11 protein-coding genes, 1 tRNA gene and 1 riboswitch are annotated in these 14,675 nt (G+C 69.9%); of the genes, 3 read left to right on the forward strand and 9 right to left on the reverse strand.

Annotated features, from left to right (window positions below; genetic code table 11):
- From CKO28_RS23855 to CKO28_RS23895, 9 genes are all read right to left on the reverse strand, one after another.
- On the reverse strand, positions 1-1,360 hold a 1,360-nt coding region (locus tag CKO28_RS23855; RefSeq protein WP_200343397.1), incomplete at its 3' end, for an IS1380 family transposase.
- 373 nt (positions 1,361-1,733) lie between these two features.
- Positions 1,734-2,762, reverse strand: coding sequence for an IS110 family RNA-guided transposase (locus tag CKO28_RS23860; protein WP_200343398.1), 1,029 nt, complete (start codon positions 2,760-2,762; stop codon positions 1,734-1,736).
- A gap of 221 nt (positions 2,763-2,983) precedes the next feature.
- The gene (locus CKO28_RS23865) at positions 2,984-3,571 is read right to left on the reverse strand and encodes a HupE/UreJ family protein (RefSeq protein WP_200343399.1); all 588 of its coding nucleotides are present in this window, start codon (positions 3,569-3,571) and stop codon (positions 2,984-2,986) included.
- Positions 3,572-3,610: 39 nt separating this feature from the next.
- Positions 3,611-3,791, reverse strand: a riboswitch (cobalamin riboswitch).
- Between the two features lie 270 nt (positions 3,792-4,061).
- Positions 4,062-5,486, reverse strand: coding sequence for an alanine/glycine:cation symporter family protein (locus CKO28_RS23870; protein ID WP_200343400.1), 1,425 nt, complete (start codon positions 5,484-5,486; stop codon positions 4,062-4,064).
- A 166-nt stretch (positions 5,487-5,652) separates the two neighbouring features.
- Entirely contained in the window at positions 5,653-6,618 is a 966-nt protein-coding gene (locus CKO28_RS23875) for a glycine betaine ABC transporter substrate-binding protein (RefSeq protein ID WP_200343401.1), read from the reverse strand.
- Positions 6,619-6,641: 23 nt separating this feature from the next.
- Entirely contained in the window at positions 6,642-8,201 is a 1,560-nt protein-coding gene (gene betC, locus CKO28_RS23880) for a choline-sulfatase (protein ID WP_200343402.1), read from the reverse strand.
- A gap of 295 nt (positions 8,202-8,496) precedes the next feature.
- Positions 8,497-9,243, reverse strand: a complete 747-nt coding sequence (locus tag CKO28_RS23885; RefSeq protein ID WP_200343403.1) for an SDR family oxidoreductase — start codon at positions 9,241-9,243, stop codon at positions 8,497-8,499.
- A 373-nt stretch (positions 9,244-9,616) separates the two neighbouring features.
- The gene (locus CKO28_RS23890; RefSeq protein ID WP_200343404.1) at positions 9,617-10,207 is read right to left on the reverse strand and encodes a DUF4202 domain-containing protein; all 591 of its coding nucleotides are present in this window, start codon (positions 10,205-10,207) and stop codon (positions 9,617-9,619) included.
- 340 nt (positions 10,208-10,547) lie between these two features.
- A tRNA-Gly gene (locus CKO28_RS23895) sits at positions 10,548-10,623 on the reverse strand.
- Between the two features lie 401 nt (positions 10,624-11,024).
- Between CKO28_RS23895 and CKO28_RS23900 the strand changes: the two genes are divergently transcribed.
- The 3 genes from CKO28_RS23900 (at position 11,025) to CKO28_RS23910 (ending at position 14,524) form a co-directional block, all read left to right on the forward strand.
- Positions 11,025-11,693: a PEP-CTERM sorting domain-containing protein gene (locus CKO28_RS23900; protein WP_200343405.1), complete on the forward strand. Its 669-nt coding sequence runs from the start codon at positions 11,025-11,027 to the stop codon at positions 11,691-11,693.
- A gap of 347 nt (positions 11,694-12,040) precedes the next feature.
- Positions 12,041-13,795, forward strand: coding sequence for an ABC transporter permease (locus tag CKO28_RS23905; protein WP_242480785.1), 1,755 nt, complete (start codon positions 12,041-12,043; stop codon positions 13,793-13,795).
- 3 nt (positions 13,796-13,798) lie between these two features.
- Positions 13,799-14,524, forward strand: a complete 726-nt coding sequence (locus CKO28_RS23910; RefSeq protein WP_200343406.1) for an ATP-binding cassette domain-containing protein — start codon at positions 13,799-13,801, stop codon at positions 14,522-14,524.
- Positions 14,525-14,675: the final 151 nt, after the last annotated feature.

The following is a 14,675-nucleotide window of genomic DNA, read 5'->3' on the forward strand; positions in this document are numbered from 1 at the left end:
GGATCTCGCTCGCCCGGTGCAGCAAGCCCTTCACCGGACAGCCGGTGGACAGGTGCAGGTCCACGCGTCGCTTTTTGGGCACCACCCGCACGGCGAGTTTGAACAGCCTGACGATCACGGTGCCGGGGTCCGCCCGGGCGAGTTCGGTGTGCGCCAGGACCTGCGTGCGCAGGGCATGGTGCAGGACGTAGGCGGCGCCGGCGTAGAACAGCCGCAGGTGGTTGGCCAGGAAACTGTGGTCGGAGGTGCGCTCGGCGAACAGGTCGTTCTTCAAGTGTTTGATGAAGTTTTCGTCCTGTCCGCGCGCGGTATAGAGATCGGCGTACAGTTGCTCCGGCTCGGGGTGCTGCAGGGAGGTCGCGACGAACCGCGGGTTCCGGCCGGCCGCCATGACCTCGGCCTTGAGGGCCACTCGCGGGGCGATCGGCCACGAGCCCGCGGCGTAGGAGAGTTCGTGGTAGCTGCGCGTAGCCTGAGGCGGGGTGATGCCCATCCGCTGGGACTCCGCGCAGCGGGCAGCGTGCATTTCGGCCGCGGCGTCGAGATACGGCCGGGCCTGCTCGTACAGCCGATTGTTGCCGGTCAGACCGACCAGGAAATCGGTGTTCGCCCGCTCCGCGAGCAGGCTCATGATCTCTGGATTGGCGAAGTGGCCATCGCCGCGGACCAGGATATGGGTGTCCGGCCAAGCCGCGCGCAGGCGCTCGAGCACGCGCCGCAGGATGCTGGCGTTCTCCGCGCCGGTCGGGGTCTTGCCCGGGCGCAGCACCGCCGTGACCAAGCGCCCGGTCTGACCCTCGAAGATCACCAGCGGCAAGAAGCAGTGCGTGCGGTAATGATGATTGTAGAAGCTGAACGCCTGCTGGCCGTGGGTCGGATCGACGGTGTGATCCAGGTCCAGCACGATCGCCTCGGGGGCCTGCGCGTAGCCGGCGATGAACTGGTCCACGAACGCCTGGGCGAGGCGGTAGACGTCCTTCCTGGAAACTCCGTTCTCGAGGCGCGAGAACGTGGAGCCGCTGGCTAGACGGCTCTCCCCGGCGAGCGGATAGCGGTCCAGGCCGAGCTGGAACACCGGATCGGCGCTCAGGGCGTCGGCGTCGTTGCCGTCGGCGTAGCCGCAGGCGTGCAGGAAGGACCGCTGCGCGAGAAGGTCCCGGAACTCATGGTCGGTGTAGGAAGGATGACGCCAATCCGCGATCGCCGCGGCCAGACGGTCGCTCAGGCCGATCTGGCGGTCGACACCGCGCAGCAGCATCGGGCCGAAGTCCGACGACATCGCCCCGCCGTCGAAGTCGGCCCGGACCGTGCAGCCATCGATGGGATGAAATCGCAGCTGCTGTTCGTTACCGTCTGCCATGGGCGGACCTCCGCGCTGAACTCGTGTGCTTTCTCAGCGCCCATAACCCGCACGAATCCGCGGGTTCAAGGGAGGTCCGCCCCGCCTGCGTGCAAAATCCGTGTGTGGACGCCCCCGCAGATGCAAGCGATTTCTCCTCGGGTCCGGTATTGGCATGCGGTCAGGTGCAGTCGTGTGTCCGGCCTCATGATGCGGCCGTTACACGCCGCGGGCCTGTATGGAGATACGCGGATCAGGTCCAAATCGGGTTAACGTGCGTAGAGCACACCTGATTTTCCTGGTTTTCCCGACCCCGTCTCGATGACCGTTTGCCCTTACCTTCCCTGAGACCTGCTCGCATCCTCCGACGCCATCCGGACGGCCGTCTTGGCGCTTACGCCGCGGCGACCGCCGGATCCTTGTACACGCCACCCTGGGTCAGCAGCGCCCAGATGATGCGTGCGTTCTTGTTCGCCAGGGCGACGGCAACGACCATGCGCGGTTTGCGCTCGAGCATGCGCCCCAGCCAGGAGCCCGCCGGCGCGCCGTGCTTGGCGGCCCAGCGCACCACGGCCATCGCGCCGCCTACGAGCAGGCGCCTGAGGTCGCGCTGGCCCATCTTGGACATCTTGCCCAGCCGCTCCTTGCCACCGGTCGAATGCTGACGCGGCGTCAGCCCCAGCCAAGCGGCGAAGTCGCGCCCACTGTTGAAGCTCTCCATGGGCGGGGCGAACGCCTCTACGGCCGTGGCGCAGATCGGCCCAACGCCCGGGATCGTCATCACCCGCTTGCTGGTGTCCTGCTGGCGGGCGAGCTTTTTGATATCATGCTCGATCGCGTCGATCCGCTTGGTGACCTCGTCAATCTGCTCCAGCGCCATCTGAGCCAAGGCCACGACGGGTGCAGGCAGAGCAGCCTCAGGGTCATCAACGACCGAACGTAGGCGCTCGACGTTCGCCACGCCCTGCGGTGCGATCACGCCGAACTCGGCCATGTTACCGCGTAGCGCGTTAATCATCTGCGTGCGTTGGCGAACCATGAGGTCGCGCGTCTTGAACGCCATCCCCTGGGCCTGCTTGGCCTCGCTCTTGATCGCCACGAACCGCATCGTCGGCCGGCTGGCGGCCTCGGCAATCGCCTCCGCGTCGGCCGCGTCGTTCTTCTGGCGCTTAACGAACGGCTTGACGTAGCGCGGCGGCACGAGCCGGACCTCGTGTCCGAGCTCCTGAAGCGAGCGCGCCCAGAAGTGCGCGCTGGCGCACGCTTCCATCGCCACCGTGCAGCGCGGCTGGCTATCGAAGAACATCATCACCTTGTCCCGGCGCAGCTTCTTGCGGAATGCCACGGACCCATCGGCGTTCTCGCCGTGCGCCTGAAACGTGTTCTTCGCCAGATCCAGCCCGATCATGCTAACCTCCGACATGGATGCCTCCTCCTCGAATGGCGTTTGTCGATATACCCATTCTGGCACACCGATGCCGCCGGAGGGGGCGTCCACCCCATCGGGCTAGAGCAAGCTGCTGAATGGTGTACGCACCTTTCAGCTGAATCTTGCCCTGTGGTCAGGACGTTAGAGCACAGGACACCGCCCGCGCGAGCCATGACCGGGCCGGCGCGGGCGGCGATCGGTCGGGCTCCCTTACCTTACAGAACCCCGGCGAACAGCAGCAGCCCCGCGCAGGCAGCAGCACCCCCGGTGACCCGCACCAGCCGGGCGCCGCTGACCGGGCCGAGCCGGGCCAGGCCGTAGCCGGCCAGCAGCCCGGCCGCGTGCAGCAGTGCCGTCGCCAGCACGAACCCGAGGCCGTAGGCCATGCCGGACGCGGCCCCCGGCATCTCCGTCCCGTGCGCGTGGCCGTGGAAGACGGCAAACGCGCCGACGACCGCGATCGCGAGCACCGCGGGCATCGCCCGGCCGCTCGCCACCATCGCGCCCAGCACGACGACGGACAGAACGATACCGAACTCGACCAGCGGCAGCGCCAGCGCCGCGGCGCCGAGCGCGCCGCCGACGACCATCATGCCGACGAAGCTTGCCGGGACAAGCCAGGTGGCCCGGCCGCCGACGTGAAACGCCAGCAGACCAACAGTCACAATCGCAAGCACGTGGTCGAGCCCGCCGATCGGGTGCAGGAAGCCGGTCAGAAAGCCGCCGGCCGTCATCGCACCGGTGTGCGCAAGCGCGCTGGTCGCACTCAGCGCGGTCGCGAGAAAAGCGATCAGGAACTTCATTCAGTCTCCTTCCGGCGCCCACCGCGCCGCTGGGGGGAGGTGAGTCGGTGGATCGCGGTCGGTCTCCTGGCTCAGGACGTTTCCGCGCTCGCCTTCCCAGTCCGACGCCAGTGGCCTGATGAGCGCAGCGTGGTCCAACACAGTGGCGGGGGCCGCACCGGACTCGCACCGGTTTCCCATTCGCAGGCGGCCTGCGAACACCGCGGCGAGTAAGCTACAGGGGCACGGCAACCTCGGGCAACCTTGCCGGCGCCGAGCGATCCGGCGCGCCAACGGTCGGACGGCCCCGGCCGGCGCGCCGCGGCGGCGTTCGAGACCGATCCTAAGGCAAGGCGTGCGCGACGGACTGCAAGGCCGGCTCGCGCGGGGCGAAGCGCGCGGCCACGGCTGCTGACAGACGTACAGACAGGTGGCGGTGCCGCCCGTGCGCGATGCTTCGAGCCGCCGCCCTTCGACCGGCCCGGGCGGCCCCGCCTGGCACCCGCCCCGGTCACCGGCGCGCGCGCCACCAGATGTCGTGCTCGACCTTGTTCGCCAGCTCCGGGTAGTCGCGGCCGTGGAATTGCGGTTCCTGCCCCGCCCGGCGCTGGGCGAAGTAATCGCGGGTCAGCTTCACGACCGTCCCGGACAGCAGCACGATCGCGACCAGGTTGATCGTCGCCATCAGACCCATCGAGGCGTCGGCCGTGTTGAACACCGTCTGCACCGTCTGCAGCGTGCCCCAGATCACCATCGCCAGCACGGCGACGCGCAGGATCATCACCGGCGTCCGGCCGCCCAACCCCCAGTAGGTCAGTGCGTTCTCGGCATAGCTGTAGTTGCCGATGATCGAGGTGAAGGCGAAGAACAGAATCGCGAGCGCGATGAAGTAGTCGCCGGCCACGCCGATGTGGTCGGCCAGCGCGGCCTGGGTCAGCTTGGTCCCGGTCATGCCGCTGCCGGGCTCGAACACCCCGGACAGCAGGATGATCAACGCGGTCACGGTGCAGATCACCAGGGTGTCGATGAACACCCCCAACGCCTGCACGAAGCCCTGCGAGGACGGGTGGTGCGGCTGCGGCGTGGCGCAGGCGGCGATGTTGGGCGCCGAGCCCATGCCCGCCTCGTTGGAGAACAGCCCGCGCTTGACCCCGTTCAGCATCGCCGCGGTGATCCCGCCGGTCACGCCGCCGGCCGCCGGCTCCAGGCCGAACGCGCTCTGCACGATGGTCGCCAGCATGGCCGGCACCTCGCCGATGTTGAGCGCCAGGACGACCAGCGCGACCAGCACGTAGGCGATCGCCATGAACGGCACGATGTAGGAGGCCACCCGGGCGATCTGCGGGATCCCGCCGAAGATCACCACGCCGGCGACCGCGGCCACGACGATGCCGGTCGCGAGTTGCGGCACGCCGAACGCGCCCTCCACGGCGGAGGCGATGGCGTTCGCCTGCACGGCGTTGAACACCAGCCCGAACGACAGGATCAGGGCGATCGAGAACAGCGCCGCCGCGAGCTTCGAGTTCAGGCCGCGCGCGATGTAGAACGCCGGCCCGCCGCGGTACTGACCGTCCTGGTTCTTGACCTTGTAGAGCTGCGCCAGCGTGCTCTCGACGTAGGCCGTCGCCATGCCGACCAGCGCGACGATCCACATCCAGAAGATCGCACCCGCGCCGCCCAGGTAGAGCGCGACCGCGACGCCGGCGAGGTTGCCGGTGCCGACCCGCGAGGCGAGCGAGACGGTCAGCGCCTGAAACGGGGTAATGCCCGCGACGTCGGTCTGCGGGGCGCTGCGGATCACCCGGAACATCTCGGCGAAATGCCGGATCTGCGGCAGGCCGAGGCGGACGGTGAAGTACACGCCCACGGCCAGCAGGCCGTAGACCAGCACGTAGCCCCACAGAATGCCGTTCAGGAAGTCGACGACCGCTGTCATGACGCCCCCGGGATTGGGTCACGTGGCAACTGGGCGCGGGCCCGCGCGTGCTGCACGCGGGTTGCGGCCCGACACCGTGCCCGCCGTCCCAGCACAGCCCCGGCCCGGAAACAAGATTAGATGTTCAAGCCGGGCCGGGTCCGGGCCGGCAAGGGGCGCCGGCGAGTCAGCCGCCGATCGCCGCCCGCACCGCCTGGATCGCCGGCCGACCGTTCGCGGCCCGGACGCCGTCCAGCCAGATCTCCACCTGGCCCGTCTGCTCGATGATCCAGCTCCGCGCGACGTCCTCGGCGTCCCGGTCCCGGTAGACGTGTTCGTAGATCCACCGGCTCTGCACGGCGGAGGTCGGTTGGAGTTGGCGCAGAAACCGCGCGGCTCCAGCGTTGTCGTCGGCCCAGCCCCGGGCCGTCACGGTCCACACCGTGCTGGCGACGTCGGCGATCCCGCCGCCGGCGTCGTCGGACAGCAAGCAGATCTGGAAGCGCACGTTCATCCAGTGCGGCTTCCAGCCGTGGAACACGATCGCCTGCCGGTTCCGGATGGCCTGCGCGACCCGCGACAGCATGCCGGCGGTGCTGCCGGGCACGACCTGCCAGCCGCCCAAGCCGTGGTCATCGTCGGCGATCGCGTCCTCGAACGCCTGGGTCATCGCCGCCCCGGCGTCGATGGCATGGATCCGGCGGTCGAACCGCGCGCCATGCGCCGCCAGGTCGTCGACGGATTGGATCCCGTCGTGGCAGACGTAGGCCGGCACCGCCAGGCCCTGGACGGCGCCGTCGAGGTTGACCGCCAGCTGTTCCGCCCGGCCGGTCTTGAGCAGCGGCCGCAGCATCGACCTCTGCGCCGGCATCCAGGCGCCCAGGGTGACGTCGAGGTCGCCCTCGGCGATCCCCCGGTAGACCTGCGTCAGCGAACGCGCCTCGATGCGCGCGGGGTAGCCGATCGCATCCAGGATCTGCGCCACCACCTGGGACTTCACCGCGACCCCCGGCCACGGCGGCACCCCGATCGCGATCTCATCCTGGTCCCGGGTCTGGGCCCACCCGCCGGTCGCCGCGAACGCGCCCGGCATCGCCGCGAGGGCCGCGGCGACGGCGATCGCGCGGCCGGCTCGGGGCAACAGGGCTTTCATGCGCGGCGGTCGCGGTCCGGCCGTCAAGAGCCGGTCGGCTCGTCCAGCCGGGCGCGGTACTCCCGCGCCGACAGCGCCTCGTCGTTGCGGATGTAGAGGTTGGCCGCATCGTACGACGGGGCGTAGTCCCAGGGCGCGGGCTTGCCGCGGCTGAGCGCGTCGAACACGAACCGCCGGCGCTTCTGGCTCTCCACCACGTCCGCGCGCAGGTTGGCGAGGTCCCAGCGGTCGGCGACCAGATCCTTCAGCTCGGCCTCGATGGTCGCGTAGTCGTCCCGGCCGGCGCGGTCGTCCAGCTCCTTGGGATCGTCCTTGAGGTCGAACAGCTGCGGCGGATCGCCGGCGCTGTCGGGCTCGCCGGCGCTGTAGACGTACTTGTGCCGGCCCTTGCGCACCATCAGGCACGGGCCGGCGGCGCCTTCCCCCAGGTACTCGCTGTAGACCGTGTCCGGCCAGCCGGTGCTGTCGCCCTGCAGCAGCGGCGCGACGCTCTGGCCCTTCAGGTGCGGGGCGCACTCCGGGTCCGGCTTACCGCCGCCCGCGAACTCGACCAGGGTCGGGAACAGATCGATCAGCGACATCGCGCTTTCGACCCGCTTGCCGCCATCCACGTCCGGGTGGCGGACGACGAACGGCACCGAGGCGGACCACTCGTAGAACGACATCTTGTACCACATGCCGCGCTCGCCCAGCATGTCGCCGTGGTCGGCGGAGAAGATGACGATCGTGTCGTCCGCCATCCCGGACCGCTCGAGCGTGTCCATCAGCTGGCCCAGCTTGTCGTCCACGTAGGTGGTCATGCCGTAGTACGCGTGCCGGGCCTTCACGATATCCGCGTCGGTGACCTCCTGTTCGTGCATGCCGTAGTGGTAGAACAGCCGCCGGCTGTGCGGGTCGCGCCGCTCCGGCGGGATGTGCGGCACGCTCGGCATGTCGATTTCGCTGTCGTCGTAGCGGTCCCAGTACTCGCGCGTGGTTGCGTAGGGATCGTGCGGGTGGGTCAGCGAGACGGTCATAAAGAACGGCCGGGCATCGGCCCGATCCCGGGCGTAGTCGTACAGCCGGCGCTGCGCCTGGTAGGTCGTCTCGTCGTCGTAGTCGATCGGCATCGAGCGCGCGCACACGCCGGCCTTGGTCACGCTGTCCATGTTGTGGAAGAACGACAGCTTCTCCCACTGCTTCTCCCAGTTCGGGGTCCAGCCGAAGTCGACCGGGTAGAAATCGGTGGTCAGGCGTTCCTCGAAGCCGTGCAGCTGGTCCGGCCCGACCAGGTGCATCTTGCCGCTCAGGCAGGTGCGGTAGCCGAGCGATCGCAGGTAGTGGGCGAAGGTCGGCACGGCGGCCGGGAACTCGGACGCGTTGTCGTAGGCGTCCAGCTCGGAGGCGAGCCGCCCCGACAGCATCGAGACCCGCGAGGTCGAGCACAGCGGCGAGTTGCAGTAGGCGTTCTCGAACACGGTGCCGCCGGCCGCGAGCCGCTCCAGGTTCGGCGTCTTCATCACCGGGTGTCCGTAGATCGGCAGCGCGGGCGCGCCGACCTGGTCGGCCATGACGAAAAGAATATTCGGCGTGTTCGCTGCCATCGCGGCCTCCTTGGGTCTGGAACCCTGGACCTCGGGGTCTCGAACCTTGGCTCTGGTCCAGTTCCACCCAACAGCTTCGCCGGGAGCCCCGCAAACAAGTAATCTCGCACCGCCCCATTAGCTCAGCTAAGACCCGGCTCATGGCCAAGCGAGACGCGCCGCGCCGTACCCCATCAGCCCGACGCCAACAAAACCGTGGCGCGTATGTCTCGTTGCCCGCGGTCGCATCAACCGCGGTTCCCAACCGGATCGGCCGGAGCCTTGGATGGGGCGTAGAGCCGCGAACGGCTGCGGCTCACATCGCCCAGCCGCCGTCGATGACGAACGCCTGGCCGGTCACGAAGGCGGCCTCGTCGGAGGCCAGATAGGTCGCCATGGCGGCGATCTCCTCCGGCGTGCCCAGCCGGCCCATCGGCTGGCGGGCCACGAAATTGCGCCGCACCTCGTCGACGTCGCCGCCCTGCTGGGCGATGCGGTCGTCCAGCGACGGCGTCTGCACGGTCCCCGGACAGATCGCGTTGGCGCGCACGCCGCGCGAGACGAAGTCGGCGGCGATCGACTTCATCAGCCCGATCAGCGCCGCCTTGGTGGTGGCGTAGATGCAGCGGTTGGGGACGCCCTTGATGCTGGAGGCGGCGGACGACACCGCCAGGATGCAGCCGCGCTCGCGCTCCAGCATCGCCGGCAGGAACGCGCGGCTGAGCCGGAACGCGCTCTGCACGTTGAGATCGAACGAGAAATCGTAGTCCGCGTCGTCGACATCGAGGATGCTGCCGTGGTGCACGAAGCCGGCGCAGTTGAACAGCACGTCGACGTCGCGGTGCCGCTGCGCGGCCGCCTTCACCGCCTCGCCGTCGCGCACGTCCAGGCGCTCGGTCTCGATGCCGGCGTGCTCCCGGGCCAGCTCCTGCAGCCCCTGCTCGTTGATGTCGGTGGCGATCACACGGGCGCCTTCGCGGGCGTAGGAGAGCGCGGTCGCGCGTCCAATCCCCTGCCCCGCCGCGGTGATCAGACACGTCTTGCCGGCCAGTCGTTCAGCCATGAGCGTTCCGTCCCTTCACGTCTCGGACCGTCTTCGCCGGTCCTTGTTGAACTTACGACCGGCGCGGCGTACCCGCGTGCGGTCGGCGACATCGCCGCCCCGATCTGCCAGGGCACGGAGGCGTTGTCACTGGAATCGAGCGCCTCGCCGGCGCGTCGGCCAGCAGGTGGCCGTTGTCAGGGCGCATCGGGATCTCGGCGTGCCCCGTCAGGTGCCCGGCTTCGTCGACCTGTCCGTCGGGTTCGACCGTCAGAGTGCCCGGCGGGGCAAACGGGATTCGGCCCGCGCAGCGGTGGGCCATCGCGGCGGGACTGATGACGCGGCGAGCCCCGCGCCCGCCGGTGTTAACGGGCGGGCGGCCGGTGCGCGCCGCTCACGCCAGCGCGTCGGCGACCAGAGCGCGCGCCGCCTCGGGCAGGTCGAGCTGCAGGGCCTCCCGCCGGCCGGCCTCGGACATCTTGGTCCAGGTCTTTCGCAGGATGCCCGTGACCTTGCCGCTGTCGTGCTTGCGGGCGAAGTCCACCAGGCCGTTTTCCAGGAACACCAGGCACGCGGCGTCTTCCAGCGTTTGCGTTTCGGGATCGGTCTTGACCCCGCGCTTGCGCAGCAGGTCCCGGACCCGCGCGATCGTGTCGGCGTCGTAGCCGATATCCGCCAACACCTCCGAGGCGACCCGGGCGTGGTGGCGCTTCAGGTGGGTACGCCAGCGCAGGTACCCGTCGCGCCCGCCGGGGTACCTGTCCCGGGGAATTTCCCAGCGGCGGATGTGCTGGGCGCGCGCCGCCAGCCGCAACGCCTGCGAGGCGTCGGGATTCAGCCGCTCCACCCATCCGGTCATGCGCCGGCCGTAGGCGAGGCCGCGCGGCACCGGCGCGCCGTCAAGCCATTCGGTGCCCGGGTCCTCCATGTTGACCCGGTCGATCGCGGCAATCGCCTGGGTGAAGCGGTCGGGCGCGTGCCTCATGCCTGCGGCTCCATCTCCTCGACGATCGATCGCACGCCCGCCAGTTCGGCCCGCGCGGGCGTGGCCCAGAACAACCAAGCGCCGCCCGCGGGCCCACCGGGCCGAACTCTCCGAACGCACGGCCGACCGCACTCTTGTAGCAGGCTGAAGCCCGGGTCGGCCAGCAGGGCCCGGCACCCGGAGCTGGGCCGGCGCGCGGTCACCAGCTGCCCGGCCCGGGGACCACGGCTCCCGTTAGGCTTACCGGTCCGGCGCGGTTCTACCCCGGCCGCGCTTCGGGCCGTCATCGACACTCGATTGACGAGCTGAGGAGAAGATTGACGGGCCGAGGGGAAGAGGGTGGAGCGGGTGATGGGATTCGAACCCACGACACCTAGCTTGGGAAGCTAGTGCTCTAACCCCTGAGCTACACCCGCATCGCACCGATCATCTTTAGACCAGTGGCCGAAGCCTCGCAAGACACGATCGGAAAGCGCCGGGCGGCCCCGTGGCTTGCCGAGAAGCATAGCCGCGCGGGTCCCGCTCGCGCGGTGGGCATGACCCGCGGCGCCGGCACGGCGGCGCCCAGCGCAAAACCGGTTTCCATCAATTTTCTCAGTGCGTTGGCCGCGCGCCCGCGGCGCTAACAAAGCTCAGTGTCGCGACACTTTACGCACGATCGCCGCGTACCTGCCTGCGCCTGTAAAAAGCCCCAACACCCTTAGGTCTTGCGCACAGGCAAAGCTTTGCCGTTCAGGGGTTTAGGTAACTGGCCCGGAACTTGCTTACTTGGGCGGCATGGGTCAGCCAGATCCAGAACGAGCAGGAAGATAGGAACATGAAACATCTCCTCAAGACGCTAGCAGCCGCGGCTATCGCCAGCGCCGGATTGGCCCCCGTGCAAGCATGGGCGCTGCCGACGCTGGAACTGAGTTCCGGAGCGACGACGCTCACCATCGCCGACGGTGACGCCCTCGATTCGAACGCCCTCGCCGGTGCCGTTACCTTCATCGGCACCGTCGGCAACTTCTTTCTCAACGTGTCGACCGGGGCCACCAAGCCGACGCTCGGCTCCGCCGCCTTCCCCGACATCGACCTGAACTCGGTCAACTCGAGCAGCGCCGCCGGCACGCTCACGATCAAGTTCTCCGAGACCGATTACACGGGCGCGAGCAAACTGAAGTCCGACGTCGGCGGGACGACGCAAGGCGAAGTGTCGTTCGAGGTCTACGCCGACGCGACCAACGCGCTGTTCGGGCTTGGCACGCAGATCGCGGACCTGGGTCCGTTCAACGGCGGCGCCTTCTCGGGCGTGTCCGGCGGCGTGAACGCTCCGAGCGCCCCCTACTCGCTGACGCAGATCGCGACGATCGTGCATGGCGGCGGCCAGAACACCACGTCGTTCGACCTGCAGACCACCGTGCCGGTCCCGGCCACCCTGGGTCTGCTCGGCGTCGGCCTGGTCGGCCTCGGCTGGCTCGGCCGTCGGCGCACCGCGGCGGCCTAGGGCGAACTGCCTGCAAGCTGGATCGGCGTGAGGCGGCAGTATCGCTCTAAGTCCTGAAGGTGCGGGCAAGATACAGCTGAAAAGGTGGGTCCAACCTTGCAGCCTCTTGCCCAGAAGCCCCGGTCGACAAGACGCCGTCAATTCGTCTCAAGGGATGCGGAGGTCGCTCTCCGCATCCCTTTTTTCGTCTTCGCCAAGCTTCGCCTCAGGTTTCCGTGAGCCCGGCTGACAGGCCCTTGCGGGCGGCTTAAGATCAGATCCCGCGCGGGCAGCCGTGCCCGCCGGGTCCAGCGCGCGCGAACGCCGCCCCCACCCGCAACGCCTCAGCCACCGGTCCTTAAAGCGAGATGGTCACCGCCCTGCGTCAGTTGACCGGTCTCAGCCCGCCCACGCCGGCCGCGCGCATGCGGCGGCCGGGCGATGCCTGGCTGCGGGTGTTTCCGGGGGCGGCGCTGGCGCTGTTCCTGGCGCCGATCGGGGCCGGCCTGCTGTACACCTGGCTGCCGGCGTTCGGCTGGTTTCCGGCGCTGGGAGGCGACCGCCTGACGCTCGCCCATTGGCGGGAGATGCTGGCGACCCCCGGGCTGGGCGACAGCGTCCGGCTGACCCTTACAAGCGGCGTGCTGGCCACCCTGATCGCGCTTGTCATCGTGGTCGGCTTCGTCGCCGCCGCCCAGGGCACCCGCACGATAGCCCGGGTGCGCCGCTTCCTGGCGCCGCTGCTGGCGGTGCCGCACGTCGCGGTGGCGATCGGGCTGGCGTTCCTGATCGCGCCGAGCGGCTGGGCGGCGCGGCTGGTCTCGCCCTGGCTGACCGGCTGGGAGGTGCCGCCGGCGCTGATCATCGTGCAGGACCCGTACGGCCTCGCGCTGACGGCCGCGCTGGTGATCAAGGAGGTGCCCTATCTTTTTCTGATGACGCTGGCCGCGCTCGACCAGACGCGGGCGGACAAGCGCCTGGCGGTCGCCCGCTCGCTCGGCTACGGGCCGGTCACCGGGTGGCTGAAGACCGTGCTGCCGGCGGTCTACGGCCAGATTCGCCTGCCGATCTACGCCGTGCTGGCGTTCTCGCTCTCGGTGGTCGACGTCGCGCTGGTGCTCGGTCCCGGCACGCCGCCGCCGCTGGCGGTCCAGGTGTTCCGCTGGTTCAACGATCCCGATCTGACGCTGCGCTTCGTCGGCGCCGCGGGCGCGGCGCTGCAGCTGCTCTTGGTCGCGGGCGCGATCCTGGCCTGGCACCTCTGCGAGCGGGCGGCGATGCGCCTGGGCCGGCACTGGATCGCCGCCGGCGGACGCGGCGGGCCGGCACCGGTGGCGCGCGCCGGGGCCAAGACGGCGATGCTGGCGGTGCACGCCCTGTCGCTCGCCGGGCTCGTCGTCCTCGCGGTCTGGTCGCTGACCGGGCGCTGGCGCTACCCCGACCCGCTGCCGGCGAGCTGGAGCCTGGATACCTGGAACCGGCAGCTCGACAACATCTGGCTGACCGGCAGCACCACGCTGATCTGCGGCCTCGTCGCCGCGGGGATCGCGCTCGTGCTGACCCTGGGCTGCCTGGAGAACGAGCAGCGCAACCAGGCGCGGCCGACCGGCCGGGCGCTGTGGCTGCTCTACCTGCCGCTCTTGGTGCCGCAGGTCTCGTTCCTGTTCGGCGCGCAGGTGCTGGCGGTGCGCGCCGGCCTGGACGGCACCTGGCCGGCCCTGGTGTGGAGCCATCTGTTGTTCGTGCTGCCCTATCTGTTCCTGTCGCTCGCCGACGCCTACCGCGCGCTCGACGGGCGCTATCCGCGCGCCGCCTTGTGCCTGGGCGCACGGCCGGGCCGGGTGTTCTGGCGGGTCAAGCTGCCGATGCTGGCGCGGCCGATCCTGTTCGCCTTCGCGGTCGGCTTCGCGGTGTCGGTGACGCAGTACCTGCCGACCGTGTTTGCCGGCGCCGGGCGGTTCGCCACCTTCACCACCGAAGCGGTCGCCCAGGCGGGCGGCGGCGACCGCCGGATCGCGGGCGTGTTCGCGCTGTTGCAGGCGCTGCTGCCGCTGGCGGTGTTCGCCGCCGCGATCGCCCTGCCCGCCTGGCTGTTCCGCAACCGGCGCGCCCTGGAGGGATAACGCGTGAGCGAAGAGACGCACAGCGACCCAGCCGCCCGGTCCGGGCAGCCGCACCTCGACGTCGAGGCCGCGGCGATCGACCTGGACGGCCGGCGGCTGCTGGGTCCGATCAGCCTGTCGGTACCGGGCGGCGAGGTGGTGACCGTGATGGGCCCGTCCGGCTCCGGCAAGTCGAGCCTGCTCGCCTTCCTGACCGGCACGCTGCCGCACGGCTTCAGCGCGCACGGCCGGGTGCTGATCGACGGCGCCGACGTCACCGCCGAACCGCCGGAGGCGCGGCGCATCGGCATCCTGTTCCAGGACGACCTGCTGTTCCCGCACCTGTCGGTCGCCGAGAACCTCGCGTTCGGCCTGCCGCCCGGGCTGGGCCGGCGCCAGCGCCGGCAGCGCGTCTACGCGGCGCTCAAGGAAGCCGAGCTGGACGGCTTCGGCGACCGCGACCCCGCCACCCTGTCGGGCGGCCAGCGCGCCCGGGTGGCGCTGCTGCGCACGCTGCTGGCGGAGCCGCGGGCGCTGCTGCTGGACGAGCCGTTCTCCAAGCTGGATGCCGCGCTGCGCGGCCGGCTGCGGCGGTTCGTGTTCGAGCACGCCCGGGCGCGCGGCCTGCCGATCCTGCTGGTCACCCACGACCCGGACGACGCCCAGGCGGCCCAGGGCCCGATCCTGGAGCTGGGCCGCACCGCCGACAGCGGCCCGCAGCTGGTCAGCCGGGGCGACCCCGGCGGCTAACCGGGAACGCGTGGCGGGGCCGGTCCAGCAGTTCTAATTTTGGCTTTGGTCGTGGGCTCGTCGGTTCATCGCATCTCTTTGGGCAGGGTGGATAACAGGTGGGCGGGGGCGGCGCCGGCCTATATCACGGCGGTCGCGGCGGCGAGCGCTC

This window comes from Rhodovibrio sodomensis (genome assembly GCF_016583645.1).
GTDB lineage: Bacteria > Pseudomonadota > Alphaproteobacteria > Kiloniellales > Rhodovibrionaceae > Rhodovibrio > Rhodovibrio sodomensis.